The 15,960-nt window shown below is 67.7% G+C and carries 10 protein-coding genes; 6 read left to right on the top strand and 4 right to left on the bottom strand.

Annotated features, from left to right (window positions below; all coding sequences use genetic code 11):
• Nucleotides 1-310: 310 nt before the first annotated feature.
• The gene (locus FRANEAN1_RS13355; RefSeq protein WP_020460324.1) at nt 311-1,699 is read right to left on the bottom strand and encodes an IS701-like element ISFsp9 family transposase; all 1,389 of its coding nucleotides are present in this window, start codon (nt 1,697-1,699) and stop codon (nt 311-313) included.
• 273 nt (nt 1,700-1,972) lie between these two features.
• Between FRANEAN1_RS13355 and FRANEAN1_RS13350 the strand changes: the two genes are divergently transcribed.
• Nucleotides 1,973-2,785 (top strand): hypothetical protein, encoded by an 813-nt coding sequence (locus FRANEAN1_RS13350; protein WP_020460323.1) that lies wholly within the window; start codon nt 1,973-1,975, stop codon nt 2,783-2,785.
• Here FRANEAN1_RS13350 and FRANEAN1_RS13345 read toward each other — a convergent pair.
• From FRANEAN1_RS13345 to FRANEAN1_RS13335, 3 genes are all read right to left on the bottom strand, one after another.
• A complete protein-coding gene (locus tag FRANEAN1_RS13345; protein ID WP_198145492.1) occupies nt 2,701-4,113 on the bottom strand; it encodes a site-specific integrase in 1,413 nt (470 codons plus the stop codon). The two genes, FRANEAN1_RS13350 and FRANEAN1_RS13345, sit on opposite strands and share 85 nt — an antisense overlap.
• A gap of 258 nt (nt 4,114-4,371) precedes the next feature.
• Nucleotides 4,372-4,695: a helix-turn-helix transcriptional regulator gene (locus tag FRANEAN1_RS13340; RefSeq protein ID WP_020460133.1), complete on the bottom strand. Its 324-nt coding sequence runs from the start codon at nt 4,693-4,695 to the stop codon at nt 4,372-4,374.
• The gene (locus tag FRANEAN1_RS13335; RefSeq protein ID WP_041254077.1) at nt 4,692-5,771 is read right to left on the bottom strand and encodes a tyrosine-type recombinase/integrase; all 1,080 of its coding nucleotides are present in this window, start codon (nt 5,769-5,771) and stop codon (nt 4,692-4,694) included. The genes FRANEAN1_RS13340 and FRANEAN1_RS13335 overlap by 4 nt, the downstream gene beginning before the upstream one ends.
• 203 nt (nt 5,772-5,974) lie before the next feature.
• Between FRANEAN1_RS13335 and FRANEAN1_RS13330 the strand changes: the two genes are divergently transcribed.
• The 5 genes from FRANEAN1_RS13330 to FRANEAN1_RS13300 all read left to right on the top strand — a co-directional run bounded on the left by FRANEAN1_RS13330 (nt 5,975) and on the right by FRANEAN1_RS13300 (nt 15,667).
• Nucleotides 5,975-6,784, top strand: a complete 810-nt coding sequence (locus FRANEAN1_RS13330) for a hypothetical protein (RefSeq protein WP_020460322.1) — start codon at nt 5,975-5,977, stop codon at nt 6,782-6,784.
• Nucleotides 6,785-6,855: 71 nt separating this feature from the next.
• On the top strand, nt 6,856-7,599 hold the full coding sequence (locus FRANEAN1_RS13325) for a recombinase family protein (protein WP_020460321.1): 744 nt from the start codon (nt 6,856-6,858) through the stop codon (nt 7,597-7,599).
• Nucleotides 7,600-8,096: 497 nt separating this feature from the next.
• Nucleotides 8,097-9,797, top strand: a complete 1,701-nt coding sequence (locus tag FRANEAN1_RS13320) for a recombinase family protein (protein WP_347177121.1) — start codon at nt 8,097-8,099, stop codon at nt 9,795-9,797.
• A gap of 102 nt (nt 9,798-9,899) precedes the next feature.
• Nucleotides 9,900-10,814, top strand: coding sequence for a hypothetical protein (locus FRANEAN1_RS13315; protein ID WP_347177120.1), 915 nt, complete (start codon nt 9,900-9,902; stop codon nt 10,812-10,814).
• A 1,505-nt stretch (nt 10,815-12,319) separates the two neighbouring features.
• A complete protein-coding gene (locus tag FRANEAN1_RS13300) occupies nt 12,320-15,667 on the top strand; it encodes a CHAT domain-containing protein (RefSeq protein ID WP_083788216.1) in 3,348 nt (1,115 codons plus the stop codon).
• Nucleotides 15,668-15,960: the final 293 nt, after the last annotated feature.

Raw genomic sequence — 15,960 nt, 5'->3', positions numbered from 1 at the left:
TGCACAGAAAAGATCGCTGTCAGCCAGAACAATCACAGCGGGACGGTGCAAGGCATTCCCCATGCCCCCCGCTCCGCCGCGTGCCAGCAGCTCGCCCGGACCTGACAGTGGGCCTCTTACCTGCGGTGCTGTGACTCCACCGGCGCCCTGCCGATGATCGCTGGCACGTGCCCAGCGATCATGAATCTGTGCTCGCTGGCGCTGGCGAAAAAATCTTGAAAAAAGTTTCCAGGCCACTCGCCGGGGTGCTGCCAGCGGGATGACAGCGATCAATAGTCCCGTCGGACTAGTACTACAGCCCCAGTGATCTCTATGTAGCTGCCGCCGGTGTGGCGGTTACTTGAGCGGCGCGGATCCGGGTCTGGAAGTGGTAATGGCGGGCGCGTGCCTGGTGGCTGCGACGCCAGTCCGACCACCAGGTGATCACGGCCGATGGGATGGCGGCCTGTCCAAAAAGGGCAATGACGTGACGGATCTCGTTGAGGGTGAGTGGGGCCATCATGGCTCTATCCGGTTCCGGCTGCTCGGCGATCGGGAGGCCGCCGGGAAGGCGCTGGTATCCCACCGCGGTCGTCGCTGGTGGGACGGCCGGTGGGTTTTGTTCGCGGTTTCTCAGCGCGGTGACAGCGAGCCAGGCGTGGGCGAGCATCGCCAGGGTGATGTGCCGGTACCAGGCGCGGTAGAGCCGAACCTGGTAATGGTCGAGACCGACCTCGTTCTTGGCTGACTGGAAACATTCCTCGATTCCCCAGCGCCGGCCTGCGACGGTGACGAGGGTAGCGAGCGGAACCGGCCGCGGACTGTGGGTGAGAAAGAACGCAAGCTCCCTTTTGCCGGTGCGTGCGCGGCGGATCAGGACCTGCTGAGGCCGATTCGCCGGGCCGGCGAGGTCGGTCGTGTCCACCAGCGCCCAGTCATACAACCGGGGTCCTTTCGAGCCATCGGCGCAGGAATATGTCTCCCAGGCACGCGCGGGGACCTTCGCGGCGAGGGTGTCCACACGGCGGCGACCGACGGTCGTGGTCACCTCGGTGTCCTTCTTGACAGCCAGAACATAGCCGACCCGGTGTTCTTCCAGCCAGTCGCGTAGTTCGGGGTCGCCGCCGTACACCTCATCGCCGGCGACCCAGCCCAACTGCCGGTGGGTCACCCAGAACCGGCGGATCATGTCCAGTGCCAGCAGCGGCTTGGTCGCGAACCCCACCCTGGCCGGCACACCCGCCGCCTTGCACCGCGCCCGGTCGTCGGTCCAACTCGCGGGAAGGTACAGCTCCCGGTCGACGAAAGCCCGTCCCTTCCCGGAAACATAGGCGGCGAACACCCCGATCTGACAGTTCTCAATCCGGCCCGCGGTACCGCTATACTGCCGCTGCACCCCGGCCGAGGACTTTCCCTTCTTGATAAACCCGGTCTCGTCCACAACCAGGACCCCATCCGGCTCGGTCAGGTTCTCCACCACATACGACTGGACGACGTCACGCATCGCGTGGGCGTCCCAGGCATACTCGTTCAACAACCGCTGCATCTTCTGCGGCCCGGCCTCACGGGTGAACTCCGCAAGCGTCCACCCGTTCTTCCGTTCCGTCCGAGACAACAACCCTGCCACATAGGCCCGTGCCTGCGCACGCGGCTGATCAGACCGGAAACAGTCCGCCACCCGGCCGAACAGCTCCTCCAGCCCCGCCTCCCACACCGCCACGTTCATCCCGGATACGCTACGTGCCGCGGCCACCGCGGCTTCTTCTTTTGTTCTCACAGACTACGGAGAATCACGCGGTGGCCGCCCCACGCCACACGCCACGCCGTATCCGCGACGAGAGACCACACGGCGACCACTGGGGCTGTAGTACTAGACCCTGCACAGCGGGAAAAATCTTGGAAAAAGTCGTGGGGGTGGTGGCAAAAAACGGCACAGCAGCCGGTCTCCTTTTACGACCGCGGAAACGCCCCGTCGTGAAAGGCAGGACCACCAGTGCCCACCCCATCCGACTACGACCACAACACCCTGCCGGTCGTCCCGGCGGGCCGGCCGGCGACCGTCTGGCCGTGCCCGCCAGCCACTCCCGACCAGACCTCCGCCGGCTGGCTTCCGTCCGCCGTGGAACGCCTCGTCGTCACCGTCAGCCGGCCCGACGACCCGGTCCTGCTGCTGACCGAGCCGCCCCTGCCGCAGCCCGCCCGGCCGGCCGAGCCCGACGACAACGAGCTCGGCGAGCGACTCGTCGCCTGCGCTGGGACCGTCGCCAGACTCGGGCGGCGCGTTCAGGTCCGGACCGCGCCCGGCGACGCGTCGCCGCGATGGGCCGGGTCCGCCTGCGGACCGGACCTCGTGCCCGGTCGCGGTCCGGACCCCGACTGCTTTCTGCTGGTCGTCACGGTCGTGGAACCGACCCGGCTTGGCTGGTTCACCCGCATCGACTGGGGCGGTCTGCTGGCCGTCGGCGGCACGCTCGCCGTCGTCAGCCGCTGCGAGAGCTTCGGCGGCTGGCTGATCGACCCCACCGTCGAACTGGCCCTCGCGGCGGACCGCAGCGGTCTCGCGCTGCTCGATCGGATCGTCCTGCTGGAGATCCCTCTGAGCCAGCTCGACAGGCCCGCCACGCCCATCCCCGCCGGGGTGCTCGCCCAGCGGGTGCATTCCGACTTGTTGCTGTTCACGGCTGTGAAAAGGTCCGCGAGTTCAGAGAAATTGAAGGGTTCTCAGCGGGAACTGAAGTGTCGATCAGGCTCTTTGCCGGGTCTGGACCCTTGGGTTCGCGGCGATCCCGAGGGACCGCTCTCGTGAGGGCGCGCCAGGAGCTGACGGGCATTGTCCGCGTAGCGGATCGCGGTGGCGTCGCTGACGCCGAAGACCGCGGCGACGTGCAGGGGGTCGGCGCCGGAGGTAAGTGCCTCCTCGAGCTGCCGGTCAACACGGAGCCGGTCGAGGGTCGCGGGCAGCCCGCGCAGCGGGCGGGCGAGGCAGGGGTAGCTGACGGGTCCGAGCCCTCCGGCGGTGCATGGGCTGATGACCAGGTGGCGGTTGGCGGTGACTGGCCAGCGGGTCCGGCGGTGCTCCAGCCACGCCAGCAGGGTCTGGTGGGTGAGGTCGTCCAGTGGCCGGTCATGGCCGGCGATGGTGATGCGTCGGTTGCCGAGGTCGACGTCGTCGAGTTGCAGGGCGCGGATCTGTCCGACGCGGGCGGCGTGGACGGCGGCGAGGGCGACGAACAGGCGGGCGTGCACGGTGGTGGCCGTCGCGACGGTGCGGGCGAGTTCGTCCGGGCGCAGCGGTTGCCAGACCGGGTCTGCTCGCTGTGGGACGCGCAGGCGGACGGCGGGGTTACGGAAGATGACATTGGCGCGTTTCGCCCATACGAACAGCGACCGCAGGGCGGTCGTGGCCCTCTCCCGCGGCGGGCCGGTCAGCGGTTCGAGGTAGGCGATGACGTCGTCACGGGTGACCTCCCGCAGGTGGCCGTAGCGGGTCGACCAGGCCGTCAGCGCGGGCCGGATGGTGCGCAGGTAGTCAGCGGCGGTGCCCGGCGCACGGGCTCGGTTCCGCGGGCCGCCATTGTGCAGCAACGTGGTCCAGGTATGGGTGTCCCGTCGGATTGCTGGGGCGAGCCCGTCGAGTTCAGCTCGCAGCCACCGGTCGAAAGCCTGTTCCCGGTCATCGAGGACGACGTCCATGACGGTGAGGATCTCGATGGTGTCGTCGATGTTCGTGGAGTGCTCGGCCACGGTCTCGTAGAAGTCGCTGACGCGGATCAGTTCTCCGTCGATGTGGCCGGCCAGCAGCATGACCAGGGTCCGTTGCATTCCACCTCGGACGAACGATCCCCATCCCCTTTTCTCAGCGAGGTCATAGGCGATGTAAAGCGCCCAGGCCAACCACGGGTTGTCAGGCGCCGGTCCTCGGCGCAGGTCGTAACGTCCGTACCGGTAGTGCCGGCGAACGACGTCGTCGGACAGAGCCGGCTGGACGTGGCGGGTCTCGGGCCGGTAAGCGGGTGGCGGCGGGGGTTTTCGACCGGTCTCGTCGAAACGTCGCGGGGCCGTGTGGGTGTCTCGGTAGCCGGCCATGTCGGCGAAGAACAGCTGATGATGGCGGACCAGACGGACGTGGGGCATCAGCATTTTGTAGGTGCCCGTCGTGCGTTCCAGGCGTGCCTGACACCAGCACAACCGGCAGAACCCCTTCTTCAGCGGCTCCCGCCGACGGCAGGCACCGCACTCGCCGACCGCATGGCCGTAGCGGGGTGCGACGAAGTCGCAGCAGGCTCGGCACTTCCCTCGCCGACACGGCAACCCCCAGGCCAGGCACGACAGACAACTGGTCGCGGTCTTGGCACTGTTGGCGCGCGGTCTGTCGTGGAGTGTCATGCCCGCTCAGGCCGGCGGCAGCGAGCGGCCGTCGCGGCGGCGGGGCACCACGGCTGCGACCGCACTGGCGGCGGCGGTCCGTGGCAGGTCGGCTTGGCCTGGCCGTGTCACCTTCGCCGGTTCGGGTGTCAGCAGTTCCCCGATCTCGCAGTTCAGCACGACGCAAATCACATCAAGATCGTCGAGTTTGAGGGACACGGGCTGCCCCGACCACAGGCCCGACATCTTTCCCGCCGAAATCACCAGCCCATGTTCGGCCAGCGCGCGTTGCAGCTCGGACGCCTTCCAGATGTCACGTTTCGCGGCGGCGAGCCGCAGATTCCATTTCACTGGACCAGCCCTTCCAACCGCTGTGCGGCTCGCCCCTGCCCCGCGATCCAGGCGTCCTCGATGCGGGTGCGGTGCACATGAACATAACGCATTGTCGTAGCCACCCAGGAATGCCCGAGCATCTCTTGGATCGAAACAAGATCGATCCCGTTGAGGTACATCTGGGAAGCGCAGTAATGACGCAGAATGTGGGGAGTGAGCCTGCTTTTCCACGCGGGGAGGTGCTCGGCCGCGGCGGCGGCCAACCCCGAACGCAACGCGTCATAGCCGACACGTGCGGGTGCACCGTCGACATTGCGCCGCTCGGAAGGGAAAAGCGGAGCGCCGTGACGGGTGTGGTCCTCGTCGAAGTGACCCCACACGTCCTCGACGTACCAGCGCAGCGTCTGCCCCGCATGGTTGATCAGCGGCACCATCCGTTCTCGCGGCCCCGAACCGTGCGCGCCCTTGCCGTGACGGACATGGAGCTTGCCGAAGCGGCCCAGCTCCCATCGGATGTCCGCGAGATCCAGCGAGCGGGCCTCGTTCACCCGCAGTCCCACCTCCGCCATCAGCCGCGCCGCGGTGTAGTTGCGAGCGCTCGGAGCGAACTTCCGGCAGGTCGCCAATTCGCGCGACCAGCCGGAGAACAACTCGGCAATCTCGCGATCGACCGGCGGAATCCGCAGTCGCGCGTCCTTGCTTCCACGCGGCCGGTTCATCTCATCCAGCGGACACTGAACGACGCGTCCGGTCATCCTGTGAATCTCGACCTTGTGGCGCAACTCCACGAACTCGAAGTACGTGCTCAGTGCCGCCGCCCTGGCCAGCCGTGTCCCACTCGGCGAACCCCGCAGCACCCGACCGAAATAGACGTCGGCGTCGGCTGGCTCCATCTCCCACAGCGCCCGGCCGAACCAGGAGCGGATCTGTTCCAGGTTCCCGACGTCGCTACGGATCGTCCCGTCCGTCAGCCCGGCCGACGACCGGGCGAGCACGAACCCCGCGAGCACGTCCGTCTCGAACATCGCCAACTCGTCGGCAGACGCCGCCGATGGCCGCTGGTCCCGCAGGTCGCGAACCACAGCGAGCGCCAACCCCAGCCCCTCACCTTCACTCGAACCATCGAGAGAGCACCCGACGTGATGAACCTTCAGGAAAACCGAAGCCATGTCAACGGGGCATGCACGGTGAAAGCGAGCCGGAACCGCCTGGTCAGGGGCGACGCTGACCGCGGAGCACGAACGAACCCCGGTGATGTCGTACTCACGCCGATGCCACCAGCGTGGGACGCAGACTGATGACCGGCGAGGTCGAGACGTGGCGCTGCGACGCGCGGTGGGCGACGGTCTGGCCGACCGGTCGGCACACCATCACCACCCCGCAGACCGACGGACCCGCAGCCGTGTCGTCATCCCCGTACGGGGAGGCAGCGGTGTCAGCGGCGGTCGCTGCCCACGCGATCGCGGTCTATAGCCGACCCGGGGACACGGTCTGCGACCCGGACTGCGGACCGGGAACCGTCATCGCCGAAGCCGTCCACGCCCGCCGCCATGCCATTGGCATCACCACCGACGCCGGCCGGTGGGAGACCGCCCGCGCCGCGCTCACCCTGGCGAAGGCCCGCGGCGCCCGCGGCGACGGGATGATCCTCGACGCGCTCCCCAACGGCGAGTCCTGGACCGGACTCGGACCGGTCGACCTGGTCCTGACCGCAATCGGACCGACCGACTCCGACGGTCCGGTCCGGGACCGGCTGCGCGCACGGCTGGCGGCCTACCGGAAGCTGTCCCGGCCCGGCGGGCACCTCGTCGTCATTGCCGCGTACCACGTCGAGGGCGGGGTGGACCTGGCCAGTCACATCGCTGCCGCCGGCCGGGACACGGGCTGGCGGCCGGTGCAGCGCGCTGTCGCGCTCACTGCCCTCCCCCACGTTCGGGAGCTCGGCGTGTACCGCCCGGACAGCCGGGCACGCGCCTACCCGGTCCACCAGGACGTGATCATCTTCGGCGTCGAGGGCGAGCGTGCTCGCCACCTGCGCTTGGCGGGCCCGCCGCCCCCACCGGAACCTCGCACTGCCCTCAGTGCATCGCACCGACCGGCCGCCTAGCCTTCTGCGCCGGCCGGGTGGTGCGGTGAGCGCACCGCCCGGCCGGCTCTGCCTCCTGGTTGGAGCCCCGCATGTCTGACCTGCTGCCCATTCCCGCACTACCGCCCGCTCCGCCCGAGCCGCAACGCCGCCCCGGCCGGTGGTGGCGGCTCACCCACCCCCGCGCCGCCCGGCAGGCCCGGCTGCTCGCCGCCCACCACGCCTGGACCACCCAGCGCGCCCGCCGGGCCCAGATCGACCTCGTGCGCGCCGGATACCACCTCGGCCCCGCCCCCTTCGGCTACCGCGCCCACCGCGTCACCGTGCCCGACGCCGATGGGGTGATGCGCCGCCGGGTCCGCCTCATCATCGACCCCGCACCCGCCGCGACCGTCGCCGTGATCTACCACTGGCGAATCGAGGACAGACTCAACCACACCGCGATCGTCACCCGCCTCACCGTCGAACCCGACTGGTACCCCACCCCCCTCGACCCCTACAGCCACACCCCACGCCCCTGGACCCCCGAAACCGTCGCACGCATCCTGACCAACCCCGTCTACACCGGCGCCACCATCTGGGGCCGCACCATCGCCGGCCGCCCGGTCCCCCCAGAGGAATGGGTCATCTGCCCCGACGCCCACGAACCAATCATCGACGGGCGGACGTTCTTCAACGCGCAGCTCCTCGCGCCACGCGGCACCGGAATCATCAGCTCGCAGTTCCCCGCCTGGACGTTCTCCAGCTCTGAAGTCCCTTCCACCGGCACCAACTCCATCTTCGCATCCGACCGTTCGATGGGTCGCCGGGACAAGGACGACGATGCATCCCACTGATCCCTCAGAGAAAGATCCGGATAGGAATATCCACCAGCATTCAACTCCACCCGCATCCGAAAGACTTGACGAACCTTCACCCGATGGTGTTCCGCACCGCAACCCTAGGCGCACCCGTCCTCAGCTCGCCTGCAACAGGACGCGGCCCGAGTTCGAACAGTTTCCCTGCCCCCTGGCACATCATCCGGGTCCCGCCGGAGTTACCATTTCTTTGCCCGACGCGGATACCGCTTCCTGCCCACTCGGAAGCGGCTGTCCGACCCTCCAGTCGGCAGCACCCTTCCCGTCTCCGTCGTTTCCCAACAGGGAAACCGATCACACGCCCCGCCCGCCCGATGTAGTCGTCCCCGACGGGTCACCCGCTCTCACTCCGGGTCTGGCCGCCGTCCTGCTACGTCTGCTCCGCCGCCGCATAGACGCACAGCCCTCACCCGACAACACGGTCTATGAACATCCACCGCACGATGACAAGAAGACTGAACGAAAGGCTTCCTGAGTTGATCAGATTTGCCTTCTACGGCCGAGTGTCCACGGAGGACCAGCAGGAACCCGAATCCTCCCGCGCCTGGCAACTCACCCGCGCCCATGCTCTCATCGACCCGCACGGGGAGATCGTCACCGAGTACTTCGACATCGGCCACACACGCGCGATTCCCTGGAAGCGGCGCCCGCAGGCCGCACTTCTCCTCGCAGCACTACGCGATCACGATCGCGGCTTCGACGCGGTCGTGATCGGGGAGCCGCACCGTGCGTTCTACGGCAACCAGTACAGCCTCGTACACCCCGTCTTCGAGCACTACCGGGTCATCCTGTGGGTCCCCGAGGTCGGCGGCCCCATCGACCCCGCATCAGAAGCCCACGATCTGATCATGTCGGTCTTCGGAGGCATGTCGAAAGGTGAACGGAACCGGATCAAGATCCGGGTAAGGACCGCCATGGCAGCCCAGGCCAAGACCGAAGGACGCTACCTCGGTGGACGGCCACCCTACGGCTACCGCATCGCCGACGCCGGCCCCCACCCCAACCCGGCCAAAGCAGCCGACGGCAAGCGCCTACATGTCCTCGAACCCGATCCGGTCACCAGCCCGGTAGTGGCCAGGATCTTCCGCGAATACGCTGCGGGCAAGGGCCTCTACGCAATTGCCGAAGGACTCACCGGCGGCGGCATCCCCAGCCCGTCAGCCCACGACCCGATTCGTAACCCCCATCGCACCGGTATCGCATGGTCCAAAGCAGCGCTGCGCGCCATCCTGACCAACCCCCGGTACACCGGCCGGCAGGTCTGGAACCGCCAGCGCAAGGACGAGGTCCTCCTCGACGTCGAGGATGTCGCCCTCGGCTATGAAACCCGGATGCGGTGGAACGACCCGGACGTCTGGATCTACTCGACGGCCGTCGTCCACCAGGCGCTCATCGACGACGAGACCTTCGGCCAGGTCCAGGCCCGCCTCGCGGCCAAGAAGCTCGACCCCGGCGGCCCTCGCGAGCCCAAGCGCACCCCGCGCCCTTACCAGTTGCGCGGCCGGATGCGGTGCGGAATCTGCCGGCGGCGGATGCAGGGCAGCTGGAACAACGGCAAGGCCCACTACCGCTGCGTCTACCCCGACCAGTACGCACTGGCCAACCACGTTGAACATCCCCGCAGCGTCTACGTCCGCGAGGAACTCATCGTCCCCCACCTCGACCGCTGGCTCGCCCGCGCCTTCACCCCGCCCCAGCTCCCCGCCACCATCGCCGCCCTCACCGCCGCCCAAGACGACGACACCGGCATCAGTCTCGACACCGATCGCACCCAGGCCCGGCGGACCATCACCGACTGCGACGCCAAGCTTGAGCGCTACCGGCTCGCCCTCGAAGCCGGTACCGACCCCACCCTCGTCGCCCGCTGGACCGCCAAGGCCAACACCGAACGCGCCGCCGCCCAAGCCCGCCTACGCCCCACCACCGGCCGCAGACGCATGACCGAGCAGGAGATCAGCGACATCGTCGCCGCCGCCGGCGACATCGTGGCCGTCCTCGCCGACGCCGACCCATCCGACAAGGCTGAGATCTACACTCAACTCGGACTGGAACTTACCTACGAACCGGGAGGTAACAGAGTGATCGCCGAGGCCAAGCCTCCGGCGATCATGTACGAAGGAGAGTGTCCGAGGGGGGACTCGAACCATTACCCCACCACCGGTCACGCTGTCCGGTGAGCTCATTCTCGCAGGTCACGCGGGATCCGGGCGATGAACGACGCGCCTTCCACTTCACCCGCCGGCCAGGGGACACGGCCGTTCGCTCTTCGCTCGGTCACCATGCTGATCGCCAGCGTTGTCGCCCTGAGTTTCCTGTTCGGGCTGGGCAATGTGTGGGCACTGGGCATCCGACTGGGTGTTCCCACCTACATCGCCCCGCTGGTCGCACCCGCCGTTGACCTCTCGGTCGTGGCCCTGCTCGTTGCGACCCGCCAGCTTGCCCTTGCCGGTACCAGCCGGGAGCAGATCCGCCCCGCGCAACGCCTCCTGGTCTTCTGCAGTCTCGTCACGCTCGCACTGAACACCGCAGAACCGATCATCGAAGGCCACTACGGCCGCGCCGCCTTCGACGCTGTCGGCTGCTGCCTGCTCATCGGCTGGTCCCACATCGGACCCGAACTCCTTCAAGCCCTGCAGGGCACCGCAACCAGCGGAGAGCAGGCATCCACGTCGGCCCTCCGGAACCAGACCTTGGACGCGGCAGGTCATGCCGGCCAGTCGGATCCGTCGGCGCCCGGCTACTCCATGCCACGCCCACGGAAAGCGGCCCAGGGTCGCCATCACGAACAGCAGTGGCGTGCATCCGAGCAGACTCTTCTCGAGCAGGCCCGCGTCGAAGACGCCCTGCACTGGCGGACTCATCGCCGACCGATATCGGCCGAGACTCTCCGTAAACGCCTTCACATCGGCGCCCGCACAGCCCGCCGTCTTGTCGTGCAGCTACGCACCGATTCCAGGCCTCGGTTTGATTCCGCAGCGGAAGTCGATCACGGCGAGAGCGGCTTTGAGACCTTGCCGACCACCGCGGAGGCCGACGCGAACAAGGTCACCGTCCAGTTCAACCGGGCCGTCGACGCGCTCGAAGAGAAGCTCCCGAAGACCGCCGGCCACCCGTCCGATACGAAAGGCGACCTCCTCGCCCTTCACCGCCTACCGCGCGAGCTGGTCGTCGACCCGGCGAGTAACGGCCGTTGAAGTAGAGCACCCCGTGGGTGGGCCGGTAGGTCGCCGGCGGCCGGTCGGGGCGTGCGCTCCTGAGAGCGCGTCGTGGGGCCCGGAACTGTCGCACCCGTCGCTTATCATTCTGTACGCCGACGGCACCTGTCTGTCGCAACAGGCAGGGCCGTCGAAGACGCATGCTCGGGGCATGCTGTGTTGACCGAAATGGGGCGGTGGACGCCTGCAGCATTTCGGCAGTCCGGTTCCGATGAGGTGTTCGATCTGAACGGTGAGGATCAGCGGGCCGACACGCTGTTCGAGGAATGGCACGGTCATCTGACTGGCCCCCACCGAGGACGGTTCCTGTGCGCGACCGCGGACTGCCAGGCACCTGACGCCCCGGTCTACTTCCGGTAGCGCGGTGAGACTCGATTCGTCTGCCACCACAGCGGCGGCGTCGCGCACCGGGCGTTCAGCCCCGAATCGGACGAACACAAGTGGAAGAAGGACTACGTCGCGCGTGCCGGAAAAGCGGCCGGGTTCACCGCCGAGAAGGAGCGGCAGCTACGGACCAGGCGTCCGGACGTCACGATCTCGGGCGGACCGATCACCATCGGCGCAGAGATCCAACGCAGCGACATCACCCGTAACCACGCCAGCTCACGGACCAGGGGCCACATAGCCGCAGGGGTCCAAACGATGTGGCTCTACGACGGCGGACGGCCCCCGTGGACCGACGCGGTCCCATCGATCGGGACGAACGACATCCACTGGAACCGCCTCGTCGACCGCGGCTCCTGGAAAGTCGCCCGGGGCGTTGGGCGAATCCGGCTCGTCTCATGCCGCACGGACAGCCTCGACCGGTTACCGGGTGGACGGTGCCCCGCGGGGCACCGACGGCCGTGCCGCCAGGAGCATCCCGTGTTCTCCGCGGAGGCGATCGGCCGACCGGACACCAGAGCCGGAAGCGCCTACGGCACACGCAACGGTCTGTCGATCGACGACATCGCCGAGCTCGCACCCGCCGGCTAGATCATCGCGGTGAAGCTACGCCGCCTGTACGGCTGGGTACCTGCCGTTGGGGACTCGGGCAGCCTGGCCGGTGACCGACGTGGCTGCGTCGAGCAGGTCCACGGTGGCCAGGCCAGGGCCGGCGGCCGGCCGTGGAGGCACAACGCCGCGACGACGACCCTTGTCCGCCGGGCCGTCTGGCGGTCGGCCCTGGACCGCTGACGGATTCGACGAGGTGCCCGGCGCGGTTCCTGGTGAACGATCTCAGCCTCCCCCCGGATACATTCTGCGATGTTGGCGCCCGCGCCGCCCGACACCTCGTCGCGCAGCTGCGCCCCGCACCCAGATCTCGGCTTGAATTCACAGCCGAGACCGATCACGGCGACAACCGCCTTGACGCCCTGTCCACCACCCAGGTACCCGGCAAGTTTTCTGGGTACCTGGGTGGTGGACCTGTGGTTGCCTTCGATAAGCCAACGCCGGCATCGGTAGCCTAGATCGTCCCTGCTGGCGACTGCGGAGGTTGGGTCTTGCGTACGGAGCAGCATGCTCACCTGGCCGCGACAGCGCTGGGGCTGGCCGCCAGGATGTTCGGTGGCGAATCGCCTACGGCCGTGCTGACTGATGAGTCCGCAACCGAGGTACCCGGGCTGTTCGACGAGTTGTACGCGACGCCGAAGCGACTGGAGGACCTCGGCGCGCCCCTCAGACGGTTCGCAGAGGCCACGGGAACGGACGGCGACGGGATGCGCCAGGCTTTCGCCTTCTTCCTGACGGCTCACGGCTACGCCCCTCATCTCGTCCCGGAGTGCCTCCGCGCATTTTTTGCGGAGATAGCGGCCCATACGGACGTGTCAGCCGGGCAGGGCGATCTGATGCAGGCTGAGGCGCTCCTCGCGCGCGCTGAGCGAGCCGATGCTGGCGGGGTGATCGGCCTGTTGGACTCGGCGGTCCGGATGTTGCGCCGGGCCGTCGCCAACTTCGGCATTGCTGACTCCGGTCGGTTCAACGCGGTCGGCCTGCTCTGCCTTGCGCTTCGATGGCGCTACCGCCTGACGGGTCGGGGGGAGGACCTGTCCGAAGGTATCGACCTCCTGCGTGCGTCGATCTCGGAGTGGCCGGACGATCCTCGCCGTGGGGCGCTCCACGCCGAATTGAGCGTCGCGCTGCGGCTGCGCGCCGAACGGATCGGCGACCGAGCCGACCGGGACGAGGCCGTCGAGCAGGGCCGTCTGGCGGTCGGCAAGGCGCAGGACCATCAGTGGGTCGTCGCGGACGCGCTCGCCGCGTTGGGAGCCGCGCTGCTGACACGGGCCGCGTGGATCCTCAGTCCTGACGATGTAGAGGAAGCGGTAGCGGTCGCGCGGCAGGGAATAGTAGTAGCAGCCCCCGACCTTAATCGACTGGGCTACGCGTTAGAACGGCTAAGCGTGGCACTACATACGAGATTTGATACATTCGGTGACGTCGCGGACCTGGTCGAGAGCGTGGAGGTCGCCCGCCGCTGCGTCGAGGCGACCGAAGACGCGTCGCTGGACGCGGTGGGCCGACGGTCACAGCTGTGCTTCTGCCTCCTGGACCTCGCGCAGACGACCGGGTCAACAGAACTGCTCGACGAAGCGATCGCCCAGGGTCGCGCGGGCATAAATGCGCTCACGGCGTTCCATCCACGTGCCGGGCTACTGTGGGTTAATCTTAGCGACTGCTACCGCACCCACTATGAGGTCACGCGTTCGGTGACCGCCGTCGAGGCAGCTGTCCATGCAGCGCAGGAAGCGCTCGCGGTAACTTCGGCCGGCCATCCAGACCATCCCAAAGCGCTGTTCGCGCTGGCCAGCGCGCTGTGGTGGCAGTTCGAGCGAATGGGCGACACCGTAGATCTAGACGCGGCGCTCGACTATGCCCGGCAGGCACTGGACGCGACGGCATATGAGCGGCTCGACTATCCTAAGATTGCTGGGTTGCTCGGACAGCTGGCTGCGGCCGCGGCAGGTCCCGCCAGCATCGATGCGTTCGCCGAAGCAGTCGCCGCGGGAAGATCGGCAGTCGCGGGCATCCCTGACGGACATCCTGACCTTCCGCTCTACCAGTCGAGCCTGGCCGCGGTTCTCCGCCGGCGAGCGGATGCGATCGGACAGCTGTCGGATCTCGACGAGTCGATCTCCCTGGACCGAGCCGCAGCGGATCAGGTTCCCCCTGGCCGCCCCGATCGCGCACGGCTCCTCTGCAATCTCGGAAACACCCTGCGCCTGCGTTTCCGAGTCACCGGGGACAACGAAGATCTTCGGGATTCCCTGCACTTCTTCAGGACGGCCTTGAACACGGGGACGGCTCTGCCGTCCACCCGCCTGCAGGCAGCCAGCAGCCTCGGACGACTGGCCGGCGAGACGGGACAATGGGCCATCGCCGCCGACGGCTACGCCACGGCCATTGGCCTGCTGCCGGTGGTGTCCGCGCCAACCCTCCTTCGAACCGACCAGGAATTCGTCCTCAGCCGGCTACCCGGTCTCGCCGCCGATGCGGCGGCGTGTTTCCTTCGCGCCGGCATGCCGGAACAGGCTGTCCAGCGTTGGGACGAGGGCCGCGGGGTCCTGCTAGCTCAGGCTCTCGGTATGCGAAGCGACCTCTCCCGACTCGCGGACCATCATCCCGAGGTCGGCCGACGCGTCGGCGCTGCCTGGGGCCGTGCCCTTCGCAACCAGGAACCGCGGCCATCGACCGACGCGGCCAGTGACCTCAAAGAGCTGATCCAGGAGGTCCGCGGCCTGCCTGGATGGGAGGGCTTTCTCGCGCCGCCGACGCCGGTCGACCTCGACATGGCAGCCCGTGGTGGCCCAGTCGTCGTGGTCAACGTCTCCCAGTTCGGCTCAGACGCAATGATCATCACCGCTGCCGGTATCAACACCGTGCCGCTCCCAGGACTCACGCCTATTGCTGTGCAAGACCAGGTCATCAGCTTCCTGCAAGCCTCGAATGGCGCCACCGCCGATCCCGACTGCGAAATGCAACAGACGCTCTCGTGGCTGTGGAACGCGATCGCCAGTCCAGTACTCGACAGGCTCGGTGTCAGCGCGGTGCCCGATGCCGGTGAACCGTGGCCTCGGCTGTGGTGGTGCGTCTCCGGGCTGCTGTCGTTCCTGCCGCTGCACGCAGCCGGTCACCACCACACAAGGTTCGATCCTGAGCCACAGACCGTCATCGACCGGGCCGTGTCCTCGTACGCACCGACCATCACCGCACTCATCGGCGCGCGAAACAAACGCACCGCAGCGCCTAGCGTTGGCAACGCTCCGGACGTCCTCGTCGTCGCTCAACCACAGACCCCCGGCCAATGCAGCCTGCCCGGCGTACTCACGGAAGTCGCGGACCTTAAAACCCGTCTGCCAGGCCGGATCACCGAGCTGACCGGAGCGCACGCTACTCGGGAAACTGTGCTCCGAGCCCTTACTTCCTCTCACTGGGCCCACTTCGCCTGCCACGGGACCAGCGACCTCGCCAACCCGTCGTCCAGCAGCCTGCTCCTGCACGACTATCAGACCTCACCACTAACAGTGATCGACCTCATGCAGCTCCAACTCGATCAAGCGGAACTAGCATTCCTCTCCGCCTGCGAGACAGCCCGCCCCGGCGCACAGCTCAGCGACGAAGCCATTCACCTCACCGCCGCCTGCCAGCTCGCCGGCTTCCGCGACGTCATCGGGACGCTCTGGCCAATCAACGACCTGGCCGCCGTCGAATTCGCCGATGCCTTCTACAGCGCCCTCCTGAACGAGTCCACCGATGTCGCAGCCGCCGCTCATGCCGCAACACGGCACACCCGCGAGACATGGATCGACCAGCCCTCTCTCTGGGCTGCCCACGTGCACGTCGGCACCTGACAGGTTTGTCGCCGTCCATGCCGTGGGTCCCGCCCTGAGCGAAGAGAGCTGCGCAGCCTTCGACGCCGTCGGATGCCGCCTTCTCATCGGCTGGTCCCACACGGGCCCCGAGCTTCTTCCAGGGGTACAAATCGCCGCCGGCCACGAGGAGACATCGCCGTCAGCACTTTGGAGCCGAATCGTAGCCACAGCGGACGATCCTGATCGCAGGCTCCGCCCGCGGCAGACCTCCCGACGGCGCAGCCGATGAAAGCGATCGAGGTTGAATTTCACGGGCGGCAGAAGGGCGTCTC

The organism is Parafrankia sp. EAN1pec, assembly GCF_000018005.1.
Taxonomy (GTDB): Bacteria; Actinomycetota; Actinomycetes; order Frankiales; family Frankiaceae; genus Parafrankia; species Parafrankia soli.
This window is presented reverse-complemented; position numbering and strand designations above follow the sequence as displayed.